This is a genomic window from Cytobacillus sp. OWB-43 (assembly GCF_034651445.1).
In the GTDB taxonomy this organism is placed as follows: domain Bacteria; phylum Bacillota; class Bacilli; order Bacillales; family Cytobacillaceae; genus Cytobacillus; species Cytobacillus kochii.
In genome coordinates, this window is record NZ_JAYEFF010000002.1 from 222,655 (window position 1) to 237,817 (window position 15,163).

Below are 15,163 nucleotides of genomic sequence, written 5' to 3' on the forward strand. Positions count from 1 at the left end.
TTTATAATAAATTTACTTCTTATCTCCTATTAAAGAGAATGAATGAAACTAGTATTCCCCTTAGATTCAATTCAGCAAAATTATTCAAAATATAACCCTTTTCCAAAAATTTGTTTTACAAAAAGAAGTTACTTTCTATGATAAGATATAACCAAGATAATTAAACCCTTCTCACATTAGACTTACAAGAAAGCAGTTGATTATATAATTTCTTTATAAATTCCCTTATGCTATATCTCAAAAAGAACATTATAAGAATACTCTTCAAACATTCAATGATTCTTTCTTAATTTCTCCATTATTTAAAAAGAATATAAAGATCATCATTATTAATTTTAAAATGCTAGAAATCAACATACCAATACAAAAACCTAATAATCCGTACAAATAATAAAATATAAATACAGATATAATGGTAATTATTAAATTTACCCCACTAATTCCCAATTGCCAGGTAATATTCTTAAACCTTAATATTATTGGATTAATTACAGAACTTATTAAACCTACTACAGTCGTTGCAGCTGTAATATAAATTAATTGCATCGATTCAGATGCCCACTGTGGATATAAAAAATATAACATTGGTTCACTGATTACAACGATAATATAATACCCAACTAGACCTATACCAGTCATTAAACCTATAAGTAAGGAAAAGTGTTTTATTTTAAATTCTTGCATTTTAACAAGATAACTTAACATTACGCTAGTTACAGGTGTTATTACCCTTGTAATTAATTTACTGAGAACAGTCGCAGTATAATAAACAGATACAGCAGCTGGGCCGAGTAATGGAAATAATATAAGTTTATCAGCATACGAAAGAACAGTATTCATAAAAGTCGACAAAAATAAAATTACAGCTTTGTATGACGTATTTTTAAACAGGATAGTAGTAGTAAATCCTTCCTTTAATAGATTTGATCTCATAATAATATACAAAAGGCTAAAAAGGGCTCCTACAATATAAATAAATTGCCAGTACTCATATATATAGAAAAGAAGCATACCAACCAAATAACCTATACCCAAAATAATGTTATTTACTAAAATCCCTTTGTAATTTAGAGACAGTCTAAAACTTACTATAAGGTATTCCCTAACTAAATTTAAACAAGAAATCCCCCAGATTAGTACTATATTAATAAAAGAAGTCTGTCCCTCATAATATATTGTTCCAACAATAACTAAAATTGAATTTATAATAATACTATTAACTAGTAAAATATTAAAATCACCAATGTGTCTATTCTTTTGATAGTCCTCATTTACAAGTAATCTTACATTATTTAGCACGTTACCAAGTGGATGGCTTAGTAGAGTTGATAAACTGACCAGCGTTACCATTAATCCATAATTTGCGTCTCCTATTATATTTCCTGTAATAGGCAATATTATTAATTGAAGAATTATTAATGGTAGTGACGTTGCAATTATATTCAGAATAGAATCATAAATTAACTTTTTTCTCATAGAGGGTACTCCTTAAAATATACACATGCCAAGTGAAATGTAAGACTTGTCAACTACTAATTTTGCTAATTATTAAAATTATATTTTTTCGCTTTCTTACTATGCGAAGGCACATATGTTCTGGCTAATCCATATAAATTTTAATCCTTTAAGGCAACAATATCTGTATTGAATAGGGATAGGGAATAACCGGAAATATAATGCGTTAATATTCAGACTAGGGACATACTCCCCACCATAGTTAAAAGGGCTTCACCAAAATCAACCTTTGTGTTCCCTGAATGGACTAGAGCAGCAATTCTGTGTGTAAAATCAATAAACTTTAATTCTCCTAGTTATTCCTTCTGGATTCCTTTACCATTCTCTTGGAAAAATAGAAAGGAGAAGATTAAAAAGAACATTAAACCATGAGTTATTAATAACGTTTCAAAGAATGAGGTATTAATAACATAAATATAAACAAATATTATCCCGAAATAACTACTTATAAAATTCATCTTTCTAAGGAAAATTAAAATAAGCATAAAAATCAAGGAAAATATTATCACACCAAGTATTCCAAAACTAATAAATCCTTCTACGAATATACCAGTATTAGCATTTAGCCCCTCTCTACCCATTACATATTCACCAATATAACGACTAATAGATATATTATTTTCAGTTCTAGTTAAAATAGAGTAAATATCTGAATGAGTGTAATAGGTGTAATTTCCATTAAAATATTTATAGTATATGTCAAACAAACTTGCAGGTGTAATAAATAGTCTTCTAATATAATCATTAATCATTGTTGAATTAAAAATAAAGAAAGACATAAAACCTACTACATTAATCCATAGGATTAAATGAAGGAACCTTTTTTCCTTCGCTTTATAGTTACCTTTAATAAAGAAAGCCGCACAAAGTATCCCAAAAAAAATACTTTTAACTGCACCGTTAAGTAAAAACATCGAAATCATACAAAGTAAAGAAATAGCGATTAATATCATTCGCTTTTTTATAATCCCGTATACGAATAAAAACGGGAGTACTATTCGAGATAGAGGTGAGAATAGATAACCTAATATCCCTCTATCATATTGTCGCATTTCTTCCCTCGTCGAATATATGTCAATTAATAATAGATTACTTAGATTCACCGTACCTATATATTTAAAAAAGGGAACTACAGTAATTATTATCAATACGACTATAAAAATCCTAGTAATTTTATCATTTAAATCTATTACTGTTCTTTTTATAGTTCGATTTCCATCGATCTTGTCCGCAATAAAAATACCTATTAAAGGAACAGTCATAGAGAGAAGAACTACAAATGCAGAATCATTATAGATATAATTAATTGATTGCCCAAAAAAATAAAGTACAATGGTTACACTATAAATTATCTTATAGAAATCTCGCCTTATAAAGAGTGATAAATTTATTAATATAAATGTTATTAAAAGACTAATAAATAATTTATTAAATGAAAAATATTTATCTGTATGGCCTAGATAACTATAAACATCAGCTATTACATAATAATAATTCATTAACAGAAATATATAAATAAAGCATAATAAAATAATCGATTTAATACTTCTATTAAAAAAGTACGAATTTGATTTATTGTTTGAACTTTGACTAAACATATTTTCCCCTCAATCCGTTACCAAAAATTTATTACTCGAAGAGAATTATTAGGGATGTTATGTTTTATACACCTTATATATTTTCAAACATAACTAATATTAATCTGAGCTGAATTATACTAATATTTTCTGTTAATTATATAAACCTAATTTAATTTTAATTTTTGATAATATTCGAATAAATATTATTGTATTCCTGCTCGATAAATTCCCATTTAAATTTATGTGATAATTTAAAACAGTTCTTAGAAATTGCATCATATTTATTTATAATTGAATTAATTTTCTGAGCAATATCTTCTGGAGACCTCGGATTTACAGAATTACCCACTAGACCTTCTTCAAATTGACCATCAAACCCTTGGCCCTCGGAATAAACCACAGGCAGTCCCTGACTTATTGCTTCTGCATATACTAAACCAAAACTTTCATGTATTGAAGGCATGATAAAAATATCGTGATTCCTATATACTTCTAATAACTCTTCTTTTGTCATAGCCCCCAAATACTCAACAAAAGGTAATTCTTTAATCTTATTATAAATTTTTTCATCCTCAATCTTACCAACAATTGTATAATAAACTTCAAAACCCTCTCTTATTAGAATCTCAATTGATTTGATAGTTGCGGATATATTTTTATTTTTATTAATTTTACCAACATAAATTAATTTAATTTTCTTTTTATTAAGTATTTTATTTCCTGTTTTATTATCATACCAGAAGTCTTCAATTCCATTTGGAATTACAATTGACTTACTTTTGATCTGTTCTTTGAGTTCTTCTGGAATATAATTATCAATAATATAATTTCGATATCCAGTAGAAAGGAATATTACTTTTTGAGCTTTCCTTAAGATATCTATACCTATTTTTCTTAAATGAACCATATATTTAAAAAAAGTATATACATCTGTATTTCTAACTGCAACAATATATGGTATTTTATATTTTTCGTATATTTTTTCAGCTATATATCCATTGGAAAATAAAGAATGTGCATGAATCAATTCATAGTTTTCTACATCTAACTTTCGAATAATATCCTTATATATCTTAGAATGTTTCACCTGAAATATATACCTTTCATTCCTTCCGTGATTAGAACTAATAGTTGTATATTCACCTAGATTTAGGTTTGATACATTCGTAGAATAATTCACTGGTACATATACTTTTAAGTCAATTCCTTTTTCAATTTGCTTATCATACAAATTTTTATAAAACATACTTCCATTAAAATATGAATTAATATGCAGTACCTTCATCTTTAACTCCTTATAATTCAGAATTATAAACGCCAATAAGAGTAATTTTCTTCTTGTAATTCTTTTTTATCTAAAATACTTTTAACATCAATAATTACTTTTTCTTTGTTCGGTAAATCCTTAAACATTCCGTCAATCTGCACTGCAGTCAAATCTTTAAAATAATCGTGACCAACAGCAAATACAACACAATCTGCATTATTTATCATATCAAATGGAACTAAATCTATTCCGTATTCCCGTTTTGCTTCAGCAGGGTCAGCATAAGGATCAATAATGACTGGATCTATTTCATATTCATTTAGCCGCTTTATAATATCCTCAATTTTGGAATTTCTGGTATCAGGACAGTTCTCTTTAAATGTAATACCCAGAATTACTACATTGGATTGTTTAACAACTTTATTAGTTTGAATCAATTTTTTTATTATTACATCTGCAACAAATGAACCCATACCATCATTTATTTGTCGACCAGATAAAATAATCTGTGAGTGATAACCTAGTCTTTCTGCTTCGTAAATAAAATAGTAAGGATCAACTCCAATACAATGTCCTCCTACTAATCCGGGTTGGAATTTCAAAGCATTCCATTTAGTATTCATTGCTTCTACAACTTCTTGCGTATCTATACCCATACGATCAAAAACAATAGCTAATTCATTCATAAATGCAATATTTATATCACGTTGACTATTCTCTACAACTTTTGCTGCTTCAGCTACTTTAATAGAACCGGCACGATGTACTCCAACCTCTACAACCAACTCATAAACATTAGCAATTTCCTCTAAAGATTCCTTATCCATGCCGGAAACAATCTTTGTAATATTCTCTAATCGATGCACTTTATCACCAGGGTTAATACGTTCTGGAGAATAACCTACTTTAAAATCCACTCCACATTTAAGGCCTGACTCTCTTTCAAGAATAGGAATACAAATATCTTCTGTTACTCCTGGATACACTGTAGATTCATACACTACAATTGACCCTTTAATAAGATTTTTTCCAATTGTTCTACTTACACCTTCTATAGGAGTCAAGTCGGGCGTTTTATCTGCCTTTACAGGTGTGGGAACAGCCACAACATGGAATTTTGCCTCCTGTAACTTAGTTGGATCTGAGGTAAAATCTACTGTAGTATGTCTTATAGCTTCATCACCAACTTCATTGGTTGGGTCTATTCCAATCTTATACTGCTCAATCTTTTCGGTATTAAGGTCGAATCCGATAACATTAACCTTCTTAGCAAAAGCAACCGCTATAGGCATTCCTACATACCCTAATCCAATGACTGCTATTTTTTCCTCTTTATTAACTAGTTTGTCGTACAGGTTCATTAGTTAATTCCTCACTTTCATCTATACTTTCAATAATATTAATCAGTTTCTCTGTTAATCTATTAAAATCAAATTGATAAGCTGCTTCTCGTGCATTTTTCCCCATTAAACTATTTTTTCTTTCATCACTACTAGCTGAAATTATAGCTTTAGCGATTTCTTCTGCGTTTTGTACCGGGGCACTTACTCCACATTTGAATTTTTCACAAATACTATAACCAGTTGTATATGTTTGTACGATACATTTACCTGCTGCCAAATATTCAAAAAATTTATTCTGGCTTTGACCATACTTATCAAGTGATGTACTTGAATTGTGAAGTATATTAATATAAGACTTTTTAAGAATAGAAGGTACATACATCTTCTCTACTCGTCCTTTAAATATGACATTATTAATACCTTCCTCTTTACAGCGTTTTTGAAGTGGCTCACTCTCATCACCTGAACCATATATTAAGAATCTAATATCTTTCTGACCCTGATTTTGAATTATTTTTGCAGCATCCAACAACATTCCAATGTTATTTACTTTCCTGATAGAACCAGCATATACAACATTTTTATAGTCTTTATTATCTAAATCTGAATCTATTACCTTATGTTCTTCGCTGTTTTTATCAAATGTATTAATTACTACACCATTACTTATATGTTTTACTTTATTTAAATCTATCTGATTATTCCATTTTTTATCCATAATATATTGTTTGCCTCCCTCCCATGTCATAATGATAGAGTCGGCATTCTTATATATCCATTTCTCGCCTTGGTATAATATTTTAGCAATTACACTATTTCTTTTTAAGGCACCATACGCAACAATACTTTCTGGCCAAAGATCTCTTACTTCACAAATGCATGGCACTCCTAACTTTCTTGCTATTTTTATTCCTGCAACTAAGGTAAGAGGGTGCACACTTGAAGCTACTATTATATCCGGCTTACCATATTGTTCTGCAAATTCTTTCGATACACAAAAAAGATTTTTATAAAATGAAAACATGTTTTTAATCCTTTGTCGTCCATTACCAATATATTGAGGTGTTTTCACAAATACAAAGGGGATTCCATTACTCATATCTGAAGTATAAATATTACTACCAGTATCAATATTTCCATTTGAATTATGAACTGTAGATGCACAAAAAACAGTAGGGTTATATCCTTGTTTCACTAAATTTTCTGCAAACCAATAATGTCTTCCCGCTCGGTCTTTATACATGTTTGTAGCATAATGATTCCAGATCCAAATATTCTTTTTCATACTCTATACTCTCCTAACCGGGATTCCTACATAAATCCCAGGTTTAGATATGTCCTTAACCACAACAGAACCTGCTCCAACTATACATCCGTTAGTGATGGCTATATTATTACTAACTACACTGCCAATACCTAACCAAGATCCTTGGCCAACCTTGACCGAACCTGCTAAATGAGCACCAGGTGAAATATGAACAAAATTCCCAATACAGTTATCGTGATCAATTGTTGAGCCGGTATTAACGATGCAACTTTTCCCTATTTTAGTACAACAGTTAACTACTGTTCCTGCCATTACAGCTGTCCCGTCCCCTATTTCAACTTGATTCCCGATTATCGCATTAGGGTGAATTAGTATAGGAATACTAGCTCCTACAGTCTCTAGCACTTCATGAATTCTTTTCCTTGTATCATTATTACCAATACCAACAAAGATGTCGTAATCATCTATATGTGTAAAAACATCATCTGAAGTGCCAATTACTTCTAAACCCATCGATGATCTAAGGCTTTTGTCGTCATCTAAAAAAGCAATACTCTGCCATTTATTCATTTTTATTGCAATGTCCGCAACAACTTTCCCGTGGCCACTAGCACCAATTATTAAAAGTTTGCTTTTCATATTTCCATTCTTTCCTTTTTGGTTCCCTTGAACGGCTCAATTGTTGCAGCAGTTTCTGAATTAATGCCCTCTCTAATGAACACCTTTTTTATAGTCAGTAATATTATCTTCCAATCATCAATGAAACTTACATTGTCCACATACTCTACATCGAGATTAAATTTATCTTCCCAACTAATCGCATTTCTACCACTAACCTGCGCTAAACCAGATAGCCCTGGTCTGACTTCATGACGTCGTTTTTGATAATTGTTATACAGGGGTAAATACTGCACCAATAATGGCCTGGGACCAATAATGGACATATCTCCCTTCATAATATTAAAAAGCTCCGGTAGTTCATCAAGAGATGTAGAGCGTAGTGACCTACCAAACTTTGTTAGCCTAATGCTATCAGGTAGTAACTCCCCATTATCATCTCTTCCATCCGTCATGGTCCTAAATTTATACATCAGAAAAATCTCTCCATTAAGCCCAGGTCGTTTCTGCTTAAATAGCACAGGGCTACCTAACTTCGTTCTCACAAGTAAAGCAACTATTAAAAATACTGGACTAAGAACAATAATAGCCATTAATGAAAGTGTAAAATCCATCGGTCTTTTTACAAACATTCTATAAATACTACCTTTGGAATTCTTCATTATTCTAACCACAACCTTTTAATAGTTTTAACAACTATTTCCAATTCCTCATCCGACATCTTCGTATCAGAAGGCAAACATACACCATTCTCAAACAAATTCTCCGAAACGCCTGCACCTACAAAATCATACTTCTCAAAAAAGGGTTGCAAATGCATAGGTTTCCATACTGGTCTTGACTCGATGTTTTCAGTTTCCAATGCTTCAAAAATATCAATCGGTCTTACTTTACCAGTCAACGTCATCGAACTTAACCAGTAATTTGGTTCATCCCATTCATTACTAGGCATAAATTCAACACCTTCAAGACCACCAAGTTCTCTTTTATAAAACTCAAAAATGTAGTTCTTTTTGGCAACTCTTTGATTTAACACTTTAAGCTGCCCTCTACCAATCCCTGCAACCACATTACTCATTCGATAATTAAATCCTATTTCGCTATGTTGATAATGTCTTGCTTGATCCCTTGATTGAGTAGCCCAAAATCTCGCCTTTGCAATTCGTTCTTCATTATCAGAAACAAGCATCCCACCACCTGAAGTCGTGATAATCTTGTTCCCATTAAAAGAAAATATGCCATAATCACCAAAAGTCCCTGTATGCTTTCCTTTGTAGTAAGTACCTAAAGACTCCGCAGCATCTTCTATAACCGCTACATTATGTTTCTTACAAATCTCCATAATCTTATCCATATCTGCGGACAAACCATATAAATGAACAACAATTACGGCCTTCACTTCTGGATACTTGTCAAATGCTTCTTCCAAAGCACTCGGACTCATATTCCAAGTTTCATAATCACTATCAATAAATACAGGAATAGCATTTTGATAGATAATTGGATTTGTAGTAGCCGAGAAAGTAAGTGTTGGACAGAAAACAATATCCCCTTCCCCAACTCCTGCTGCTTTAAGAGCCAAGTGAATAGCAGCTGTTCCTGAAGACAGTGCTGCAGCAGCTTTAGAACCAACCTTCTCAGCAAGCTCTCTTTCAAATCCATTTACGTTTTCACCAAGGGGTGCAATCCAGTTTGTATCAAAAGCTTCCTTTATATATTGCATTTCATAACCTTCCTCACTCATATGTGGTGAAGAGAGGGATATTCTTTCTTTCACTTTTGTCGACTTCATCTTCTAGACTTCCTTCCCTTGTTAAGTTAAATATTAGTAGATTAGTACTTGATTAAAATTAGTTATTCTTCCATTCCAATCAACTACTAACCCACTAAACGTTATCTAATCCGAAGACCTTGGAAAATCTATTCAATCCATCTCTATTTCTTACAAAAATGATTGATAAAACCATTGCAAAGACCTGACTGTGAGATTCTTATCATCTTTAAACACAAAGAAAAAGCAGTTACAGCGTAATAGCCATAAACGCTTTTACCTTGAAACTACTAATAACTTTTCTCAACATATGAAGTTACTTCATATAAATTAAACAGGGCATCCAACCCCACCTCACACCACACTACCGACAACCAAGTCTAAGGTCTATCCAAGACCCACAGCATAACCGAGTGCCTTCATTGATAAAGGTTAGAAGACATCACCTTTTTCGTTTCTTTGACCGATTTTTGAAAAAAAATCCGAGAATCTACTATTATATAGTGCTGTTTTTGTGTTCTTTTAATTTTTCGTCTAGGAAGGTTAATAGTTCTGGTTGTAGTGCTTTGTTTTTGAGTGCCATTTCGATTGTTGTTTTGATGAATCCGAGTTTTTCGCCGACGTCATGGCGCCTGCCTTCGAAGTCGTAGGCGAAGACGCGTTGGATTTGATTTAATTCCTGGATGGCGTCGGTTAGTTAGATTTCACCGCCTGCTCCTCGTTGTTGTTTTTCAAGGAACATAAAGATTTCTGGCGTGAGCACGTATCTTCCCATGATTGCTAGATTAGAAGGAGCCGTTCCTTCTGCTGGTTTTTCAACAAAGTGATTGACTTGGTAGCGACGATGGCTTTGTATCGCCGGGTCAATAATGCCATAACGATGCGTTTCTTCCATAGGGACAGTTTGCACACCGATATCGTATTCATTGATGAGCTGTTTCAGACATGGTGTTTCTACTTCAACAATATCGTCACCAAGAAGGACGGCGAATGGTTCGTCGCCGATGAATTTGCGGGCACACCAAACAGCATGTCCTAGCCCTTTCGGTTCTTTTTGGCGAATATAGTGAATATCGACTTTTGATGGTTCTTTCACTTTTTCGAGCAAGTCGAATTTTTGTTTCTGTAACAAGTTTTCTTCTAGATCATAGGAATGGTCGAAGTGATCCTCGATCGCTCTTTTGCCTTTTCCAGTGACGATAATAATGTCTTCAATACCTGATGCCACTGCTTCTTCGACGATTCAATACATCTCTTTTGGCATAGCTTTTGTTACAGGTAGAAATCTTGTACCTAAGCCTGCTGCAGGGATAATCGCTTTTTTTACTTTTTTCATTTCTACCACTCCTCATTTATTCGACTAGAGATAACATTTTATTCTTTCTACGATTAGCTAGATTCACGACAAACTCGCTGATTTCTTGCTGGTTCATTTTTGTAAATTCACTGATTAGATATTGAATTTCGTTCTCTTGTTCTAAGATGGCTTTGCCAATGAAGATTTTTGGGAAAACGGCCTCATCATGCACTTCTTTCTCGCCTAGTAGTTCTTCATACATTTTTTCACCAGGGCGGATTCCTGTATAACGGATCCCTATATCCTCAATATTATATCCGGATAGTTGGATTAAATTTTTGGCAAGGTCTACAATTTTTACCGGTTGTCCCATATCAAGAACGAAGATTTCTCCGCCCTTCGCTAACGAACCTGCTTGCAAAACCAATCTTGATGCTTCAGGAATCGTCATAAAGTAACGAGTCATATCAGGGTGTGTCACTGTTACGGGACCACCTTGTTGAATTTGCTTCTTAAATAATGGAATGACACTGCCTCGGCTACCAAGAACATTACCAAATCGTACAGCAACAAATTTCGTATCACTTTGTCGGTCGAGTTGCTGGACAATCATCTCGGCAATTCGTTTAGTTGAGCCCATGACATTTGTTGGATTCACTGCCTTATCGGAAGAAATCATAACAAATGTGCCTACGGAAAAAGTATCGGCTGCTTCAGCTACATTTCTCGTCCCTAGAATATTATTTTTTACTGCCTCTTTTGGGTTGAATTCCATTAGTGGCACATGTTTATGTGCAGCTGCATGATAGATGACGTCAGGCTGATGGATCTCCATGATTTCAAAGATGCGATCGCGGTCTTGAATATCAGCAATGATCGGTACGATTTCAATTGTTTGTTCATACATTTTTCTTAGCTCGATATCAATCTGGTAAATCGAGTTTTCCCCGTGACCGAGGAGAAGAATTTTACTTGGTGAAAATTTGCATATTTGCCTTGATACTTCAGAGCCAATGGAACCACCTGCACCCGTAACGAGCACGACTTTATTGGTTATTTTTTTTGAAATGCTCTCCATATCTAATTGAACTGGATCTCTCCCAAGTAAATCCTCAACCTGTACATCACGGAATTGATTAACGGATAGATTACCTACCATAATGTCTTCAATTCTTGGCATGATAACGGTTTTGGCACTCGTTTGTGCACACGCATCAAAGATTATTTGCATTTCTTCTTTTTTTAAAGAAGGGATTGCGATTATGATCTTATCAATCAGCAAGGTGTCTACCTTTTCGATGATTTGATGAGACTGACCAACGACAGGCACATTATGTATTTGCAGCTTATATTTCGTTCGATTGTCATCGATAAAGGCAACCGGCAATATTCCGGTTTCTGGGTGATTCTTTAATTGTTTAACAAGCATTGTACCAGCAGCACCTGCGCCAATAATTAGTGCTCGTTCCATTTGGTTTTGTGGCTTAATGTATCGATCACGATAAATACGCCAAGAAAATCTTGATCCACCAATCAGGAGGACATGTAACATCCAAGTCATAATCATGGCACGATAGCCCACATGACCTACTAGCAGTTGTTGAAGAATAATCGTAACGACGATGGAAAAGGTTACTGCTCTGACAATAGCAAGTAGCTCTCCGATACTAGCGTACTCCCAAGCTTTATCATATAACTTATAAATAAAAGCAAATACGTGATGACTCACGAGCAGGCTAATAGACGTTACGAGTAATAATTTAGAACTTAATAACTGCAAACTAGGATGCAAAGTAAAATAACTTATATATATAGCTGATAGCACAATAATGGAATCAAGTGCCACCCAAAAAGTCATCCTTTTTTGATAAGTCATTAGCCATCTCCCTCTTACCTAAATGATTTCTTCCTTTAGGATCGGGCCTACTTATTATGTAAATCATTTATCAGTGAACACCGTTCTTAATAAGGTAAAAGTTTTAGTATTATATACCTATATAAAAACCAAACAGCTTCACCGATAATAGACATAGCAAAACACGATAAGAAGATAGGTCCGTCCTATTTTCAATTTAAAACAACCCAAATACCCTCTTACGCTTGATTTTTTCGGGCATTTCCTTCATAACGTTTTCCCCGTTAAGGAGTAGCTCGGCATTTTCTGTGAAGAGGTAGACGATTTCTGTTCCGTAAAGCTTGTCGAGGGTGTCGATTGCTTTGTTGAAATGGAAAGGTCTGGTTGTTGTATTGTGTGCATCAGAAGCGATGAAATGGGTGAGATTCGCTTCGATGATTTGCTGTGTAAATTTTTTTACATTTTTGCCAAAGTGGCCGACGAGACTTCCGGCGGTCACTTGGGTGAGTGCGCCCTTTTTAACAAGGCGATATAATAGTTCCGGTTGTTCAATCAGCTGCTGGTTTCGTTCTGGGTGGACGATAATGGGTATAAGCCCTTCTAGCTGCATGTCATAAAACAATCTTTCTGTGTATTTCGGTACATGATTTGAAGGAAATTCAATAAACATATAGTTGGTGTCTGCTAATGTTTGAATTTTCCCTTCTTGCCATTCCTGCAATACTTCCCCAAATATCCGCACTTCTTGTCCTGGATGGATAGACAGCGGGAAATCCTCTGCTTGCAATCTTTCGTTTAGACGATATGCCTCTCTAACAATCGTTTGTTTGTCATTTCTATACTTCTCTTGATAGTGAGGTGTGGCAATGATTGCAGTGATTCCTTCATTTATTGCCTGCTTTGCCATGTTGTATGATTCTTCGAATGTTTGTGCGCCATCATCTAAATGGGGTAGGATGTGGCAATGGATATCAATCATTACTTTCCTCCTTTTAATAATTTAAATATTATAAATTGACTGATTATTAAAAATGACAAAATGATAGTTTATATAGTCTCGTAAAAAGGGTATGGTTTTTACGACCCATAGTAATAATAGTAATTTGATTTTTTCATATTCATCTTATTTAGAACAACCCCGAGGATTTTCCCCTTTGCAGACTGCAATAGTTCCTTCGCTTTTAATAGTTGTTCTCTCTCAGTCTTTTTACTCTGGGCAACGAGCACAGTGCCATCACATTTATTCGAAAGAATTTGTGCATCCGTTACAGCTAATAATGGTGGTGTATCAAATATCACGATGTCGAATAGCGTTGTCGCTTCTGCAATCACGCGATCCATCGCCCGTGAGCCAAGCATCTCCGATGGGTTCGGTGGAATGGGACCGCTTGTTAGAATAAAGAGATTCTCTACTTCTGATTCTTGGACAGCATCTGCAAGGACCGTCTGTTGAGAGATAACATTAGCTAAACCTCTTGTATTCAAGACATTAAAGGTGTATTGCACAGTTGGTTTTCTTAAATCGGCATCAATAAGAAGTACTCTTTTACCTTGTTGAGCAAAAACAACAGCAAGATTAGCAGTAGTTGTCGACTTTCCTTCCCCTGGTCCTGCTGAGGTGATCATCATTGTACGAACATCTTCGTCGAGCGAGGAGAATTCAATATTTGTTCGAATCGTACGGTATTGCTCTGATATCGGTGACTTTGGTTGATGTCTCGTAATGATATTTCGTTTCAGCTGATTATTAAGCTTGTTCCGTTTTAGAGCCAACGTTACTCCTCCTCGTCTTTGGATTTTTTTGAATGTCTTTACCTTTCTCATTTCCTTCTTCAATGTTTGCCACTAATCCAAGGACCGGTAAACCAACGGCTTTTTCAATATCTTCTTCATTCTTTATTGTGTTATCCATATACTCAAGTAAAAACGCTAGACCCACACCAGCCATTAAACCAACTATAAATGCAATGGCAATATTCAATAACGGGTTGGGTTTGATTGGTGATTGATTCTCCGTTACCTCAGCATTGGCTAAAATCGAGACATTATCTATATTCATAATGTCTGGTATCTCACTTCTGAACACTTCAGCTGTTTTATTTGCAATGAGCGCCGCTTGTTCAGCACTTTCATCCTCCACTGAGATCTTTACAACTTGAGAGTTTTGTTCACTTTGGACGGATATTTTTTCATTTAATGCACTTGTTGAAACATTTAAGTTTAGCTCTTCCTTAACGATATCTAGTATCGCTGGGCTCTTGATGATGACGTTATATGTATTAATTAATTGTAAATTACCATCCAAATCACTTTTTGTTATTTCTTGATTATCTTTTGCTTGGTTCACTAAAATTTGTGTAGACGATTGATAGACCGGAGTTAATACAAAGTAACTGACCACCCCACTAATAAGGGCCGCCGCGATAGTAATTGACAGGATTAAGACGATTCTCTTTTTTAATGTATCATACAGTTCTTTTAGACTAATAGTTTCTTCCATTTGACCCTCCCAGTTAAGAACTAAGCAAAATTGATTATATCATATAAAATGCAACATTTGTTACATTATGTTATTTTTAAGGAAAAAATTTATAATTTTTTGGTACTATTGACTATATAATCTAGTATCCCACAATAAAAATGTAGGTTT

At 33.9% G+C, this 15,163-nt stretch carries 12 protein-coding genes and 1 pseudogene; all 13 read right to left on the bottom strand.

Going from position 1 to position 15,163, the window contains the following annotated elements; translation table 11 throughout:
* Positions 1-264: 264 nt before the first annotated feature.
* The 13 genes and pseudogenes from U9M49_RS10940 to U9M49_RS11000 all read right to left on the bottom strand — a co-directional run bounded on the left by U9M49_RS10940 (position 265) and on the right by U9M49_RS11000 (position 15,013).
* Positions 265-1,476 (bottom strand): hypothetical protein, encoded by a 1,212-nt coding sequence (locus U9M49_RS10940; protein WP_322909790.1) that lies wholly within the window; start codon positions 1,474-1,476, stop codon positions 265-267.
* Between the two features lie 335 nt (positions 1,477-1,811).
* Positions 1,812-3,113, bottom strand: coding sequence for an O-antigen polymerase (locus tag U9M49_RS10945; RefSeq protein WP_322909791.1), 1,302 nt, complete (start codon positions 3,111-3,113; stop codon positions 1,812-1,814).
* A gap of 157 nt (positions 3,114-3,270) precedes the next feature.
* Positions 3,271-4,380, bottom strand: a complete 1,110-nt coding sequence (locus U9M49_RS10950; protein ID WP_322909792.1) for a glycosyltransferase family 4 protein — start codon at positions 4,378-4,380, stop codon at positions 3,271-3,273.
* A gap of 23 nt (positions 4,381-4,403) precedes the next feature.
* Positions 4,404-5,723: a nucleotide sugar dehydrogenase gene (locus U9M49_RS10955; RefSeq protein WP_322909793.1), complete on the bottom strand. Its 1,320-nt coding sequence runs from the start codon at positions 5,721-5,723 to the stop codon at positions 4,404-4,406.
* Positions 5,698-6,990 carry a glycosyltransferase family 4 protein gene (locus U9M49_RS10960; protein ID WP_322909794.1) on the bottom strand — a complete coding sequence of 431 codons (1,293 nt, stop codon included), beginning with the start codon at positions 6,988-6,990 and terminating at the stop codon, positions 5,698-5,700. Before U9M49_RS10960 ends, U9M49_RS10955 begins: the two co-directional genes overlap by 26 nt.
* A 3-nt stretch (positions 6,991-6,993) precedes the next feature.
* Positions 6,994-7,611, bottom strand: a complete 618-nt coding sequence (locus tag U9M49_RS10965; RefSeq protein WP_322909795.1) for an acetyltransferase — start codon at positions 7,609-7,611, stop codon at positions 6,994-6,996.
* Positions 7,608-8,252 carry a sugar transferase gene (locus U9M49_RS10970; protein WP_322909796.1) on the bottom strand — a complete coding sequence of 215 codons (645 nt, stop codon included), beginning with the start codon at positions 8,250-8,252 and terminating at the stop codon, positions 7,608-7,610. Before U9M49_RS10970 ends, U9M49_RS10965 begins: the two co-directional genes overlap by 4 nt.
* Positions 8,252-9,367, bottom strand: a complete 1,116-nt coding sequence (locus U9M49_RS10975) for a DegT/DnrJ/EryC1/StrS family aminotransferase (protein ID WP_322909914.1) — start codon at positions 9,365-9,367, stop codon at positions 8,252-8,254. The genes U9M49_RS10970 and U9M49_RS10975 overlap by 1 nt, the downstream gene beginning before the upstream one ends.
* A gap of 490 nt (positions 9,368-9,857) precedes the next feature.
* Positions 9,858-10,697, bottom strand: a pseudogene (galU, locus tag U9M49_RS10980) (UTP--glucose-1-phosphate uridylyltransferase GalU).
* Between the two features lie 16 nt (positions 10,698-10,713).
* Complete coding sequence (locus tag U9M49_RS10985; RefSeq protein WP_322909797.1) at positions 10,714-12,534, bottom strand: nucleoside-diphosphate sugar epimerase/dehydratase; 1,821 nt, start codon at positions 12,532-12,534, stop codon at positions 10,714-10,716.
* A 196-nt stretch (positions 12,535-12,730) separates the two neighbouring features.
* Complete coding sequence (locus tag U9M49_RS10990) at positions 12,731-13,492, bottom strand: tyrosine-protein phosphatase (protein WP_322909798.1); 762 nt, start codon at positions 13,490-13,492, stop codon at positions 12,731-12,733.
* A 98-nt stretch (positions 13,493-13,590) separates the two neighbouring features.
* The gene (locus U9M49_RS10995) at positions 13,591-14,286 is read right to left on the bottom strand and encodes a CpsD/CapB family tyrosine-protein kinase (RefSeq protein WP_322909799.1); all 696 of its coding nucleotides are present in this window, start codon (positions 14,284-14,286) and stop codon (positions 13,591-13,593) included.
* Positions 14,261-15,013, bottom strand: coding sequence for a YveK family protein (locus U9M49_RS11000; RefSeq protein WP_322909800.1), 753 nt, complete (start codon positions 15,011-15,013; stop codon positions 14,261-14,263). The genes U9M49_RS10995 and U9M49_RS11000 overlap by 26 nt, the downstream gene beginning before the upstream one ends.
* Positions 15,014-15,163 lie beyond the last annotated feature (150 nt).